Source organism: Massilia sp. MS-15, from assembly GCF_020176695.1.
GTDB classification, from domain to species: Bacteria; Pseudomonadota; Gammaproteobacteria; order Burkholderiales; family Burkholderiaceae_D; genus Telluria; species Telluria hydrophila.
Genome location: NZ_JAIWIA010000029.1, coordinates 1 through 14,164, shown reverse-complemented (window position 1 = coordinate 14,164; position 14,164 = coordinate 1). Strand labels below are relative to the sequence as shown.

Sequence of the window (14,164 nt, the reverse complement as noted above, 5' to 3'; positions counted from 1 at the left end):
AAACGAGCGTGACGCCCAAGCTGGAGCGCGAAAAATAGCTGATCTCGACCACGGTCCGGTCTGGTGCAGGTCTTGTCACGTCGGAACGGCCACACAACCTATTTGTTCAGCGCTTCCTTAGGTACACAGTCGGTCGCTGCGATGCCGTAAGCTGTTTACGTGGTCAGGAACTCCCTCCGTGAACTTCCGCAATGGGTCATAAGCGGACCTTATAACAGGTCCGTAATCGGCCCAGGCTGTGTAAAAACTCATGAACTGAATCGGTACGTCGAATTGTACTGCGCACGGCATGTTCAGAAGTAGATGGAAGCGCCCGGGCGTAGGCGACGTAATTTTCCCGTTTTCGGCAAGGCACAGAGGAAAAGCGCGCTGAATAAGCCGTTTGACGGCGGAAAACGGGCATACGCCCTGATCGCTGCCAGCATGCCCTGCATGCCGAGCAGCGTGAGCAAACGCCTGAAGTTATAGGCGAGTACGTGCAGGCTCATTTCGACCTTCACACGCTCCAGGCCTTTGGTTAGAAAGTGCGTCGATCCCATCCACGCCTTAATCGTTGCATACGGATGCTCGACAGTTGAGCGCCGGATGCGCATGGCGTCAGGCGTCTGTTCAAGACGCGCCTGCATGTCGTCGAGCACGTCCTGATGTTCCCAGCGCGTCACGCGCCGCTGCGCGCTCGGCGTGCACTTGTCCTTGAGCGGACAGTCTTTGCAGTGCGAACTCCAGTAGCGGTGATTCGTCATGCCCTTCTCGACACTGGAAAAGCGCCAAATCAAGGCTTCGCCAGCCGGGCATCGGTACTCGTTCTTTTCGGGATCGTATATGAAGTCGGCCTTGTCGAATCGGCCATCGGCCTTGGCTCCTGAAGTCTTCGCAGGCGGCACCAAAGCACGTATGCCAGCCTCATGACAGGCCAGGATTTCCTCGCCCTTGAAGTAGCCCCGGTCGGCAATGGCTGTCAACGTCGTCGTGCCGATCGCTGTGCGGGCCTTCTTGGCCATGCCAGACAATGATCGCGGTCGCTGCCATTGTTGGTGACCTCGTGTTCAACGATTAGGTGGTGCCTGGCGTCGACTGCGGTTTGCACGTTATAACCAACGATGCCTGAACCGCGCGTCATCATCGAGCGCGCATCCGGATCGGTGAGCGAGATCTGCGTTTCGCCAGTCTTTTCCAGCTTTGCTTCGATTTCCTTGAGCGTTGCCATCTGCGATTTCAGCGCTGCGATCTTCTCGTTCAGGCGAACGCTTTTCGCTTGTGCAGCAGTCGGCTCCTGCCGGTCAGCCGTGTCCAGTTCTGCCAAGTAGCGGCTTATGTTCGCTTCGATCTCTGCCATCCTGCGCTTGAGCTTGGCGTCGGTAAAGTTGCGGTCGCTGCTGTTGACGGCCTTGAACTTGCTACCGTCGATCGCCACGACCGCATCGGAGAACAGGCCCAGTTGCTGGCACAAGACGACGAACTGCCTGCAGACGTTGCGGATGGCCTTGCCGTTATCCTTGCGGAAGTTCGCGATCGTCTTGAAGTCCGGCGCCAGGCGCCCGGTAAGCCACATCAGTTCGACGTTGCGCTGCGCTTCGCGCTCGAGCCTGCGGCTCGACTGAATGCGGTTCAGGTAACCGTAAATGTAGAGCTTTAGCAGCACCGCCGGGTGGTACGCTGGCCGGCCAGTTTTTGCCGGCACTACCCGCGCAAAACCCAGGCTCGCCATGTCCAGCTCATCGACGAATACGTCGACTACGCGAACCGGGTTCTCCTCGGTGACGTAGTCATCCAGGTGCTCTGGAAGTAGCGTGCCTTGCCCGCGGTCTTCGCCTTCAATAAAGCGCTTCATTTGGCACCCCAGGGATGAGATACTGGCTCAACGCTTACCGAACCGGGTTCGTTTACACGGTCATAAGGTTTTTACACAGCCTGGACCCATTGCAGACTTTTAGGAAGAATCCGCGGTCACTCATAAAGGCGCCAAATTTCTAACCGGTTGTGCTCGCATCGCAGTGTTGAGCCTGCCCATCCACGGCCCCCGTAGTATGTGGCTTAGTGATACCGAAGCGCGGATGCGCAACATCGCAAATAAGCCGTAGTGATACGGGTTTTTCTTGCTTCGTCATCATGGTTACCCCGATCAGTATGCCCTTCTTGGGATGCCGGATACAGAGGACCGTCAGCACGCGCCGCGATGTAACCGGATTGATCAGCGAATCTGCGAGTTTGTAGTCCTGGGTCGATTTCCATGAAAAATCGCCTGCAGGCGACACCGGAACGACCTCGTACACGTCAGTGCAAGGTTGATTGTTGCCGGCGAAGTTACCTAAGAAGAGTTCGACGCCGGGGATCGGCTTCCCATCCTCGACAAGGATGCCGCTCACCGCAGGCCGCAGATGGACTACGTGTGGCTTTGGCACGCACGACGCTAAGTTCGCAGCAATAACAAGAAAGACCGACACGCGCAAGGTGGCACTAGTCATGATAATAAAAGGTAGCCAATAAGTTCTTGTTTGAGACCGCCCGCTTTTGGCCGACTGCTGTCCTAGAGTGTACAGCAGGAACCAACCCAAAGCGGTCGTCGCATTAGCAACTGATGGGCGAGCTGACCGGCTCTCCCCGGCAGGATCATGCGACCGGCTATAGCCAGCGTGATGGACAATACCGGCGGCCTACCGTCAGCGTCGATGGTTACGGCCACGGTGAACTGGTCACCCCATTGCGGCTTGTGGTAGCGAATCTGGGCTAAGGTGGAGGTGCGAAGTCGAGCGTGATTCGTGCCGCCGTGATTTCCTCAAGTCGGATACACGAGAGGTCTGCCAACTTTGCAAGGAGGTGGCGATAGCGCACCAATACGGGCGCGAACTCGGACGACGATGGGTGAATGGTTGATGTCAGCAGGTCGAGTATTACCGTGGACTCACCATGCCGCTCGGCCAGCGAGCGTAGTAGGCCGATTGACCAGTAACCATCCAATTCATCGTTCCGGCTCGAGAGCGATCCGCACAAACCGCTGGCGATATTCGTCAGGTGCGCCCCTCTAGGCATACGTCGGTCCCCGTCCAATTAATTTGGTGTGCTACGTCGAGTTGCGACCGTCCGCTTGAATCCAAGGCCGATAGCGGACGCTCGAAACAACGCTGAGTACGCCCCTGCTGCCTTGAAAGCAAGTATGTGTTTTGTCAGGCGTTCTTAGGATCTAGGGCCGAACTGGGGCTGCGCCCGGCCCGATCTGGCGCGCCAGGAAGGCGTCGACCCGGCTCCAGAAATCGACCCTGGTCTTGTCCTGCTGCCAGGCGTGGTCCTCGCCCGGATATTCGGCCCATTCGACCGCCGGGTTGGTCAGGCGCAGCGCGTCGCGAAAGCGCGTGCTGTCGTAGAAGGGCACATAGCGGTCGTCAATGCCGTGCGCCAGCAGCACCGGCTGCGTGATGCGGGCCGCCTGCGCCAGCGGCGCGGCCAGCTTGCCCGGGTCGCCCACCAGGTCGCGGATGGCGTAGGCCTTGCTGTCCTCCAGCGTCTCGCGGAAGAAGTCGCCATTCCGGCCCGACAGCAGGCCCGGATTGGTGACGGCGTTCCAGGCAATGCCGCACTTGTACAGGCCCGGGTCCTGCGCCAGGCCGATCAGGGTGGCGTAGCCGCCATAGCCGGCGCCGGCGATGCAGATGCGCTTCGGATCGGCGATGCCCTGGGCGATGGCCCAGCGCGCGGCGTCGGCCAGGTCGTCCTGCATCGCCAGGCCCCACTGGTTCCAGCCGGCCTGGAAGTGCGCCTGGCCGTAGCCGGTGCTGCCGCGGTAGTCCGGTTCCAGCACGGCGTAGCCGCGCGTGGCCAGGAACTGCTGTTCCGCGCTCCAGCCCCAGTGGTTGCTGCGCGAGTAGGGCCAGTCGTGCACCAGCAGCACCAGCGGCAGGTTCTTCTTCGCGCCGCCGGCCGGCAGGGTCAGCATGGCCGGGATCTCTCGTCCGTCGCGCGCCGTGTAGCGCAGCGGCTCCTGGCGCCCCATGGCGGCCGGATCGATGCCGTCGCGGCTGTTGCCGACCGGTTTCAGCTTGCCCGTGGCGCGGTTGTACAGGCGGTAGACCGGCGGCTGCAGGTCCGAGAAGGATTGCACCAGCACCCACGGCGCATCGGGCCGCGCCGCCACCGACAGCAGGTTGGCACCGCCCGGCAGCAGGGCGTCGATGGTTTGCTGGAGCGCCGCCATGTCCTTGTCGAACCAGGCCTGTGCCGGTGCATCGGTCTCGACCGAGACGCCGAGCAGCTTGCCGCCGCCCTCGACCAGCTTGCCGCTGAAATCGTAGCCCGGCAGGACCAGCACCGGGTCGGCGCCCAGCTTGCCAGTCACCAGGTCGAGGGTGTACAGCGCGGTGGTGTCCTTGCCCGCCTTGCTGCGCACGTACAGCTTGCCGTCGGGGCCGAAGCCGAGCGGCAGGATGGCATTGCGGTCGCCGGCTTGCGTGTCGTATTCGGCCAGCGTGCGCCATGTGCCGCTGGCCGGATCGAGATAGTGGATGCTGGTGCGGGTGCCTGACGAATACGTCGCCAGGCGCGGCTCGCCCGCGTGGTCGAGCAGCCAGCTGTCCACCCGGCCCGGGCGCGGCACGCTGCGCGTCTTGCCGGTCACCGTGTTCAGGCGCAGCAGCTCGGCGTTCTGCTGGCGGTCGGCGTAGGTGTAGTCGAGGTTGACCACATACACTTCGTCGGCATCCTGGGCGCCGCGCTGGCGCAGCAGGTAGGTATGGTAGGGCAGCATGTCGCGCGTTTCTTCCGCGCCCTTGGCGCGCCGGCTGGCCAGCTGGCGCAGGCCGGTGCCGTCGCGGTTCACCGCGAACAGGCCGGCCCGGCTGTTGCCGCCGCCCATGCTGGCCTCCTTGTCGCGCACGTTGAACAGCAGGCGACTGTCGTTCACCCACTCGAACTGGTGGATGTCGATGTTGTCGTAGCCGGCCACCAGCTGCGCCTTGTTTTCCTGGAGGTCGACCACCATCAGCTTGTCGCGCGCCCCGGCCGCGCCCGAGAGGGCGGCCAGGTAGCGCCCACTGGGCGAGAGCTCGGCGTCGGCCAGCAGCGCTCGCGAGAAGAAGGCGGTGGCGGGCGGCGGCGCCGGCTCGGCATGGAGTGGGGCGGCGAAAGGCGCGCCGAGCGCCAGCACGCACAGCAGGCGCGCGTACAGGAGGGGAAGCTTGGGCATGTTCTTTTTTCTTTCGGGTTGATGGGATAGCGCGGCGGCGCTTACTGCTTGACGGCGCCCGGGCCGATGTGCCGGCCCAGGAAGGCTTCCACCCGCTTCCAGAAATCGAAGCGGTTCTGCGGCCTGGTCCAGCCATGTCCCTCGTCCTGGTACACGACCCATTCCACCTGCCGGTTGTGCGCCTGTACCGCGTCGCGGAACTTGTTGCCGTGGTAGAGCGGCACGCGGCGGTCCACCGCGCCATAGGCGAGCAGCAGCGGCTGGGTGATCTTCGCCGCCTGCTCGATCGGCGAGGTGGCCTTGAACTGGGTGGCATCCTTCACCGGGTCGCCGATCATCACGGGCATGCCGTGGGTCTTCCAGTCGTCCGTCAGGTCGGAATCGAAGCTCCAGTGGCCGTTGAACAGCAGGCCGATGTCGGTGACGCCGACCCAGTTGATGCCGCACTTGTACAGGTCCGGGTCGTTCACCAGGCCCATCAGCGTGGCATAGCCGCCGTAGCTGGCGCCGGCGATGCAGATCCGCTTCGGGTCGGCGATGCCCTGGGCGATGGCCCAGCGCGCGCCGTCGGCGATGTCGTTCTGCATCGCCAGGCCCCACTGCTTGAAGCCGGCCCGAAAGTGCGCGCTGCCGTAGCCGCGGCTGCCGCGGAAGTCCGGCTCCAGCACGGCGTAGCCGCGCGAGGCCAGGAACTGGGTGTCGCTGTCCCAGCCCCAGTGGTTGCCGCGCACGTAGGGACCGCCGTGCACCAGCACCACCAGCGGCAGGTTCTTCTTCGCACCCGCCGGCACCGTGAGCAGGGCCGGGATCTCGCGCCCGTCGCGCGCCTTGTAGCGCACCGGGTCCTGGCGGCCGCCCCGGGCCGGATCGAGCCCTTCGCGGCTGCTGCCCACCGGGTTCAGCTTGCCGCTGCCCGGGCTGTACAGGTAATAGGCCATCGGGCGCTGGTCCGAGATCGAGCGCACCAGTACCCAGGGCGCGTCCGGACTGGCGGCCACCGAGAGGATGTTGGCGGCGCCCGGCAGCAGGCGGTCCACGGCCTGCTGGATCGCCTGCATGTCCTTGTCGAACCAGACGTGTCCCGGCGCGTCGGTCTCGATGACGGCGCCCAGCAGCTTGCCGCGCCGGCTGACCAGGCCACCGTCGAAGTCGTAGCCCGGCATCACCACCACGCCTTGCGGGTCGACCTTGCCGGTGGCCAGGTCGAGCGTGTGCAGCGCGGCCGCGTCCTTGCCGGCCTGGGCGCGCACGTACAGCTTGCCGTCGGCGCCGAAGCCGAGCGGCGAGAAGCCGCCCTTGTTGCTGCCGTAGGTCGAGAACTCGCCGACGCTGCGCCACTTGCCGTCGGCCGGTTCGCGGTAGTGGATGGTGGTCTTGCCACCGGAGGCATTCAGCGCCAGGCGCGGCTCGCCGGCGTTGTCCAGCACCCAGCTGTCCACCGGTCCGGGGCGCTGCACGGCCTGGGCCCGTCCGGTCACCGTGTTCAGGCGCAGCAGGTTGGTGGTGCGCAGCTTCTCGTCCTGGTCGGGGTCGCTGCTCAGCACGTACACCTCGTCGGAATCCTGGGCACCGCGCTGGCCCAGCATGAAGGTATGCCAGGGCAGCATCACCTGGGCGATCTGCGATCCGGCTTCGGCCAGGCCGCCGCCGCGCCGGCTGGCCAGCTGGCGCATGCCGCCGCCGTCGCGGTTCACCGCATACAGGCCGCTGGCCAGGTAGCGCCCGCCGGGGCCGATCTGCTTGTCGCTGACGTTGAACAGCAGGCGGCCGTCGTTCACCCACTGGAACTGCAGGATGTCGGCATCCTTGTAGCCGGCCACCAGATTGGCCTTGTTTTCCTGCAGGTCGACCACGACCAGCATGTCGCGCCGGCCGGGCGCGCCCGACACGGCCGCCAGGTAGCGCCCGCTTGGAGAGAGCTCGGCATCGGCCAGCAGCGGATTGGAGAAGAACAGCTCGACCGGCGGCAGCGCGGGTTCGGCACTGGCGGCGTGGGCGCCGGCCGCGAAGGAGGTGCCAAGGGCGCATGCGAGCAGGACGCGCGCGCACAGGGAAGTCAATGGAGGCATGGGTGCTTATCGTTTCGGTTGCAGGAGGGTTGGTCAGGGTGCGGCCGCGGCGCGGCCGATGTTGCGGTCCAGGAAGCGTTCGACCCGTCCCCAGAAGTCGATGCTGTTTTTTTCCAGCGCCCAGCCGTGGCCTTCTTCCGGATACTCGACCCATTCGACGTCGGGGTTGGTGGCGGCCAGGGCATTGCGCAGCTGGGTCCCGTGGTTGATCGGCACGCGCCGGTCGGCGCCGCCATAGGCCAGCAGCACCGGCCGCGTGATGCGGGCGGCCTGCGCCAGCGGCGAGGTGGCCTGGAACCGGGCGGCATCCTTGACCGGGTCGCCGATCATCTGCGGCATGCCATAGGCCTTGAATTCGTCCGAGGTGTCGTTGGTGAAGGTCCAGCCGCCGTTGTACAGCAGGCCGATGTCGGTGACGCCGACCCAGTTGATGCCGCACCTGTACAGGTCCGGATCCTTCACCAGTCCCATCATGGCGGCGTAGCCGCCGTAGCTGGCGCCGGCGATGCAGACCCGGGCGCCGTCGGCGAAGCCCTTTGCGACGGCCCAGCGCACGCCGTCCGCGAGGTCGTCCTGCATCGCCAGGCCCCATTGGCGGAAGCCGGCCTTGAAGTGCTTGATGCCGAAGCCCAGGCTGCCGCGGAATTCCGGCTCCAGCACGGCGTAGCCGCGCGAGGCCAGGAACTGGGTGCCGGCATCCCAGCCCCAGGCGGCGCCGCGCACATACGGACCGCCATGTACCAGCACCACCAGTGGCAGGCCACTACGCTTGCCGCCAGGCGGCAGCGTCAGCAGCGCGGGAATCTCCAGGCCGTCGCGCGCCTTATAGCGCACGAACTGCTGGCGGCCCATCTGCGCCGGCTGGATCGCGGGCCGCAGGTCGGCCACCTTGTTCAGCTGGCCGGTGCGGTGGTTGTACAGCGCATAGCTGCCCGGCATGGTGTCGGAATACGAGCGCACCAGCATCCATGGAGCGTCGGCTTGGGCCGGCACGGAAAGCAGGTTGATGGTGGCCGGCAGCAGCTTGTCGACCGCCGCCTGGGCCGCCTTCATGGTCGGATCGAACCACTCGTTCGACAGCGCATCGGTGCGGAACAGCACGCCCAGCACCCGTTCGCGGTTGGCGACCAGGCTGCCGTCGAAGTCGTAGCCGGTGGTGACGAACACCGGCTCCGGCTCGATCCTGCCGCTGGCGATGTCGAAGCGGTGCAGCGCGGTCGTGTCGCGTCCGCCGCTGCGGGCCAGCACGAACAGCTTGCCTTCGCCGGCGAAGCCGACCGGCTGCAGCGCACCGGCGCCGTCGCCGAAGGCGGGATAGGAGGCCAGCACGCGCCAGGCGCCGCTGGCCGGGTCGCGGGAGTGCAGGCTGAGGGTGTCGCGTTCGAGCGTGGTGGCCAGGCGCGGCTCGCCGCGGGTATCGAGCGTCCAGCTGCGCACGCTGCCGGCCGGGCGCGGCACGGTCTGGGTGGCGCCGGTGAGGGTGTTCAGGCGCAGCAGGTCGACGCTGCGCAGCTCTCCGTCGGCGTCGATGTTGGCGCTGGAGACGTAGACGGATGCCGAATCCTGGGCCCCTTCCTGGTCCAGCATGTAGGTGTGCCAGGGCAGCAGCTTGCGTACGATGCGGCTGCCGGTGGAGAACGGACGGCCGGTGCGGTCGGCCAGTTCCACGAAGCGGCTGCCGTCGCGGTTGACCGCGTACAGGCCGGGCGCGAAGCGCGCATCGCCCGGGCCGACGCCTTTTTCGCGGGTGTCGAACAGCAGGCGCTCGTTGCTGATCCACTGGAAGCGGCCGACGTCGGCGTCGTCGTAGGACGCGACCACCGTCGCGCTGTTGGACTGCAGGTCGACCACCGCCAGGAAGTCGCGCTTGCCGGGCGCGCCGGAGCGCACCGCGAGGAAGCGTCCGTCGGGCGACAGCTTGGCGCCGCCGAAAGCGGTGTTGGCAAAGAAGCTGGCGAGCGGCGGCGGGGCCGTGGCTGGCGCGGCTGCCGCCTGCACAGGCGCTTGTGCCTGGGCAGATTGCAGCGCCCCGGGCAGGCTGGCCAGCAGGCCGGCGCAGGCGGCGGACAGGGCGGCGCCGCGCAGCATGCGGCGGAAGGATGGTGGCATGTCACTCTCTCGAAAGTCGGGCCCCGGCGGGGCGACCCAACAATACCAGTACTCGGAGTCGGGCAGAAGCCCCGCGGAGCTCCCGCTCCCATAACGATGCGCCATGCATATGCCTTGTCGCGCCGCTGCACGCCCACGCTAGGGGCCGTCGCGTTCCGGGGCGCGGATGTAGTCCGCCATGCCCAGGCTGCTGCGGCTCGGCGGGGCGCTCAGCAGGCTGCCGAGGGCAGTGGCCAGCAGCCCGGCCGGCACCCCGAACACGCCGGCCGCCAGCGGCTGGATGCCGAGCCAGGAGGCATCCAGGCTGCCGCCCAGGGTCGGGCTGGCGCGCAGCATGTACCACAGGCAGACCAGGAAGCCGGTGAGCATGCCGGCAATCGCCCCGGTGTGGTTGGCGCGCTTCCAGAACACGCCCAGCACCAGCACCGGAAAGAGCGTAGAACCAGCAAGTGAGAAGGCCGCGCCAACCAATGAGAGGATGTCGGCCGGCTTCTGCGAGGCCGCATAGGCCGCGATGAAGGCCACCGCGAGCAGCAGCAGCTTGGAGATGGTGACCCGTTTCTGGGTCGAGGCGCCCGGATCGACCATCTTGTAGTACACGTCGTGCGAGAGCGCGTTCGAGATCGCCAGCAGCAGGCCGTCGGCGGTGGACAAGGCCGCCGCCAGGCCGCCGGCCGCCACCAGGCCCGAGATCACGTAGGGCAGGCCGCCGATCTCCGGCGTGGCCAGCACCAGCACGTCGGCGTCGATCGCGATCTCGGCCAGCTGCACCACGCCGTCGCCGTTGATGTCGGCGATGCTGAGCAGGGGCTTGACCTTGTCGACGTTGGCCCAATACGAGACCCAGGTCGGCAGCGAAGCGTAGTCGCTGCCGACCAGCGAGGTATAGATGTCGTACTTGGCCAGCACCGCCAGCGCGGGAATGGTCAGGTAGATCAGCAGGATGAAGAACAGGGTCCAGAACACCGAGACCCGGGTCTCGTCGACCGAGGGCGTGGTGTAGGCGCGCATCAGGATATGGGGCAGGGCGGCGGTGCCGAACATCAGGCAGAACACCACGGCCAGGAAGTTGTTGCGGCGCTTGTCCGATTCTTCCTCGGTGGCGCCGGGGAAGGGCACGCCGTGCGGCACCGGCGGCCGGGCGCGCGCGCGGTTGGCGTCGCGCTGCTCGCGCCACAGCGCCTGCGCTTCGTCGGGCGAGCCGGGATAGGTATTGAAGGCGCGCTCGGCCTGGCGCACCTCGCCCAGCGAGGCATTGCTGGCGCGGACCTCGGCCAGGCGGCGCTGGGCTTCCAGCTTGCCCGCTTGCCAGGATTCGGGCAGGGCGGCCAGGCGCGCCTCGTAGTTCTCGGCGCGGCGCTGGAATTCGGCGCGCACCTGGGCTTCGCGCGGGTCCTGCTTCAGCTGCTGCTCACGCACGGCGATCTTCGGCAGCAGCGAGCCGTAGGCCAGCTGCGGCACCGGGTTGTCGGCATGCTTCGCGGCCAGCCAGATGCTCGGGATCAGGAAGGCGACCAGCAGGATGATGTACTGCGCCACCTGGGTCCAGGTGATGCCGCGCATCCCGCCCAGGAAGGAGCACACCAGGATCGAGGCCAGGCCGAGGAAGATCCCGACCGAGAAGTCGACCCCGGTGAAGCGCGAGGCGATCAGGCCGACCGCGTAGATCTGCGCCACCACATAGGTGAAGGAGACCAGGATGGTGGCGCCCACCGCCAGCGCCCGCACCGGCCCGCCGCGCCCGCCCGCGCCGCCGCCGTAGCGTGCCGCCAGAAAATCGGGGATGGTGTACTGCCCGAACTTGCGCAGGTAGGGCGCGATGAGCAGGGCCACCAGCACGAAGCCGCCGGTCCAGCCCATGATGTAGGCCAGGCCGTCGAAGCCGTACAGGTACAGTCCCCCCGCCAGGCTGATGAAGCTGGCCGCCGAGATCCAGTCGGCGGCGGTGGCCATGCCGTTGAACAGGGCCGGCACGCGCCGTCCGGCCACGTAGTATTCCGTGACGTTCGAAGTGCGCGCCACCACCCCGATGGTGGCGTACAGGGCGATGGTGGCGAACATGAAGATGTAGCCGATCCACAGGCGCGGCATGCCTTCCTGCTCGAGCAGGGCCAGCGCCACCAGGAACAGGGCGAAGCAGGCCGTGTACCAGAGGTAGTAGCGCGACAGCTTGCGGAAGTAGGGCGGCTTCGCGCTCATGTCCGGCCTCCGGCCATGCGGTCGAGCCGGCGCATGCGCCAGGCGTAGAACGCGATGATCGCGAGCGACACCAGCGAGGCGCCCTGGGCCGCCATGTAGAAGGACAGCGGCCAGCCGAACAGGGAAAAGCGCGCCAGCTCGCGCGCGAAATAGACGGTGCCGAAACTGGTGCACAGCCACAGGGCCAGCAGGACCAGGGTCAGGCGGCGCGTGGCCTGCCAGTGCCTGGCCCGGGCATGCGCCTCGTCCTGCGGGCGGGAAGGGAGGGGGTCAGTCGGCGTCGTCGGGCTCATGGGCGGGAGGCGGGAAGGTCAGGCGGAACAGGCAGCCGGGAAAGCGCGGCGCGTGGCTGCGCGGGTTGTTGAAGATGTCGATCTCGGCGCCGTGCTGCTGGGCGATCTCGCGCACGATCGCCAGTCCCAGGCCGCTGCCCTGCACGTTGCTGCCCAGGATGCGGTAGAAGCGCTCGAACACGTGGGCGCGTTCGCTTGGCGCGATGCCGGGGCCGGTGTCTTCGACCTCGAGCAGCGCGTGCTCGCCGTCGCGCCGCACGCGCACCGTGACGCTGCCGCCCGGCGGCGTGTAGCGCAGCGCGTTGTCGATCAGGTTCGAGAGCAGCTCGCGCAGCATCAGTGCGTTGCCGGCGATGTGCAGCGGGGCGGCGGAGGCGCCCTCGGGCGGCTCGTAGCCGAGGTCGATGCGGTGCGTGAACGAGGCCTGGACCCAGTCCTGCACGGTGGCGCGCGCCAGCTGGCCCAGGTCGATCTGCTCGAAGGCCAGGCCGGCGTGCGGCTGGTTCTCGGCGCGGGCCAGGGCCAGCAGCTGGTTCACCAGGCGCGTGGCCGATTCCGAACTCTTGGCCAGCTGCTCGAGCGAGCGGTGGATCTCGCCAGGATCGTGCTGGCGCAGCGCCAGCTCGGACTGCATGCGCATCCCGGCCAGCGGGGTCTTCATCTGGTGCGCGGCATCGGCGATGAAGCGCTTTTGCATCTCGACGGTCTGGGCCAGGCGTTCCAGCATGTCGTTGAAGGAGCCGACCAGGGGCGAAATCTCTTCCGGCACCTGGCGCGGGTCGATCGGCGACAGGTCGTCCTGGGGCCGGGCGCGGATGCGCTCCTGCAGCTCGGCCAGCGGCGACAGGCCGCGCGACAGCGCGAACCAGACCAGGGCCAGGATCACCGGCAGGATGATGAACTGGGGCAGGATCACGCCCTTGATGATCTCGTTGGCCAGGTGGGCGCGCTTGTCCAGGGTCTCGGCCACCTGGACCAGGGCCTGCACGGCGCGCTGTTCCGCTTTTTCCGCTTGTTCGGCCTGGCCCGCCCGGCCCGGTTCCGGGCCGCGTTCGCGCAGCGGATCGAGGCCGACCCAGGAATAGGCCACGCGCACCGGTGTGCCATGGATCGTATCGTTGCGGAACAGGACCGCGCTGCCTTGGACAGGTTCGGTGCCATTGCCGGAACGCGGGCGCGGCAGGTCGCGGTCGCCGTCGATGTGGGCGCCGTCCGGACCACTGATCTGGAAGTAGACGCTGTCCACGTCGTCCGCACGCAGCACGTCGCGCGCGCTGGCCGGCAGCTGCACCACCGGCTGGCCGGCCACGGTGCGGATCTGCTGCGACAGCACGGTGACGCGGTCTTCCAGCGCGTCGTCGAAGGGCTGGTTGGCGATCGACTTCGCCACCAGGTAGGTGATGGCGATGCTCATCGGCCATAGCAGCAGCAGCGGGGCCAGCATCCAGTCGAGGATCTCGCCGAACAGCGAGTGGCGGATGTTCTCGTCCGGCTCGGGATTGGGCGGCACGTAGGGCGCGAACCCGGCCTCGTCCGCGCCCCGGTCCGGAGGCGGCGGATCGGCCAGTCCGGCGTCGCGCTCGTTCACTTGGGCTCGGGCGCCGTGCCGCGCGGGGCGTCGGAGAATTTCTCGAGGCAGTAGCCGAGGCCGCGCACGGTGGCGATACGCACGCCGCCGACCTCGATCTTCTTGCGCAGCCGGTGCACGTACACCTCGATCGCGTTGTTCGAGACTTCCTCGCCCCATTCGCACAGGTGGTCGACCAGCTGCTCCTTGGAGACCAGGCGCCCGGTGCGCGCCAGCAGCACCTCGAGCAGGCCGAGCTCGCGCGCCGACAGGTCGAGCATCTGGTCGTTGATGTAGGCGCTGCGGCCGACCTGGTCGTAGACCAGCGGGCCATGGCGCACCACGGCCGGGCCGCCGCCGGCGCCGCGCCGGGTCAGGGCGCGCACCCGCGCCTCCAGCTCGGACAGGGCAAAGGGCTTGGCCATGTAGTCGTCGGCGCCCAGGTCGAGGCCCTCGACCCGCTGCTCGACCGAATCGGCGGCGGTGAGGATCAGGACCGGCAGCAGCGAGGAGCGGGCGCGCAGGCGGCGCAGCACCTCGAGCCCGGACAGCTTGGGCAGGCCGAGGTCGAGGATCAGGAGGTCGAACTCCTGGGTGGACAGGGCCGTGTCGGCATCCTGACCGTTCTTGACGCAATCGATCGCATACCCGGACTGGCGCAGGGAACGGGTCAGTCCATCGGCAAGTACGCTATCATCTTCGGCGAGCAGAATTCGCATGGGGCCACCTTGGTATTCGTTAGTGCTTCAAA

9 protein-coding genes and 1 pseudogene are annotated in these 14,164 nt (G+C 67.0%); 1 reads left to right on the top strand and 9 read right to left on the bottom strand.

All coding sequences use genetic code 11. From position 1 onward, the window contains the following. Nucleotides 1–404 precede the first annotated feature (404 nt). A pseudogene (locus tag LCI23_RS12355) lies at nucleotides 405–1,831 on the bottom strand (IS1182 family transposase); the annotation flags it as partial. Nucleotides 1,832–1,970: 139 nt separating this feature from the next. Then, on the bottom strand, nucleotides 1,971–2,465 hold the full coding sequence (locus LCI23_RS12350; RefSeq protein WP_224946767.1) for a hypothetical protein: 495 nt from the start codon (nucleotides 2,463–2,465) through the stop codon (nucleotides 1,971–1,973). A 113-nt stretch (nucleotides 2,466–2,578) separates the two neighbouring features. Between LCI23_RS12350 and LCI23_RS12345 the strand changes: the two genes are divergently transcribed. Continuing rightward, nucleotides 2,579–2,731, top strand: coding sequence for a hypothetical protein (locus tag LCI23_RS12345; protein ID WP_224946766.1), 153 nt, complete (start codon nucleotides 2,579–2,581; stop codon nucleotides 2,729–2,731). A gap of 450 nt (nucleotides 2,732–3,181) precedes the next feature. Here the strand turns inward: LCI23_RS12345 and LCI23_RS12340 are convergent, their stop codons facing one another. The 7 genes from LCI23_RS12340 to LCI23_RS12310 form a co-directional block, all read right to left on the bottom strand. Further along, nucleotides 3,182–5,176, bottom strand: a complete 1,995-nt coding sequence (locus LCI23_RS12340) for a S9 family peptidase (protein WP_224946765.1) — start codon at nucleotides 5,174–5,176, stop codon at nucleotides 3,182–3,184. 41 nt (nucleotides 5,177–5,217) lie between these two features. Beyond that, on the bottom strand, nucleotides 5,218–7,245 hold the full coding sequence (locus LCI23_RS12335; RefSeq protein ID WP_224946764.1) for a S9 family peptidase: 2,028 nt from the start codon (nucleotides 7,243–7,245) through the stop codon (nucleotides 5,218–5,220). A gap of 33 nt (nucleotides 7,246–7,278) precedes the next feature. Beyond that, a complete protein-coding gene (locus LCI23_RS12330) occupies nucleotides 7,279–9,354 on the bottom strand; it encodes a prolyl oligopeptidase family serine peptidase (RefSeq protein ID WP_224946763.1) in 2,076 nt (691 codons plus the stop codon). Nucleotides 9,355–9,492: 138 nt separating this feature from the next. Beyond that, nucleotides 9,493–11,553: a sodium:solute symporter family protein gene (locus LCI23_RS12325; protein ID WP_224946762.1), complete on the bottom strand. Its 2,061-nt coding sequence runs from the start codon at nucleotides 11,551–11,553 to the stop codon at nucleotides 9,493–9,495. After that, a complete protein-coding gene (locus tag LCI23_RS12320; protein ID WP_224946761.1) occupies nucleotides 11,550–11,846 on the bottom strand; it encodes a DUF4212 domain-containing protein in 297 nt (98 codons plus the stop codon). The genes LCI23_RS12325 and LCI23_RS12320 overlap by 4 nt, the downstream gene beginning before the upstream one ends. Continuing rightward, nucleotides 11,824–13,434, bottom strand: coding sequence for a sensor histidine kinase (locus tag LCI23_RS12315; protein ID WP_224946760.1), 1,611 nt, complete (start codon nucleotides 13,432–13,434; stop codon nucleotides 11,824–11,826). Before LCI23_RS12315 ends, LCI23_RS12320 begins: the two co-directional genes overlap by 23 nt. Further along, entirely contained in the window at nucleotides 13,431–14,132 is a 702-nt protein-coding gene (locus LCI23_RS12310) for a response regulator transcription factor (protein WP_224946759.1), read from the bottom strand. The genes LCI23_RS12315 and LCI23_RS12310 overlap by 4 nt, the downstream gene beginning before the upstream one ends. Nucleotides 14,133–14,164: the final 32 nt, after the last annotated feature.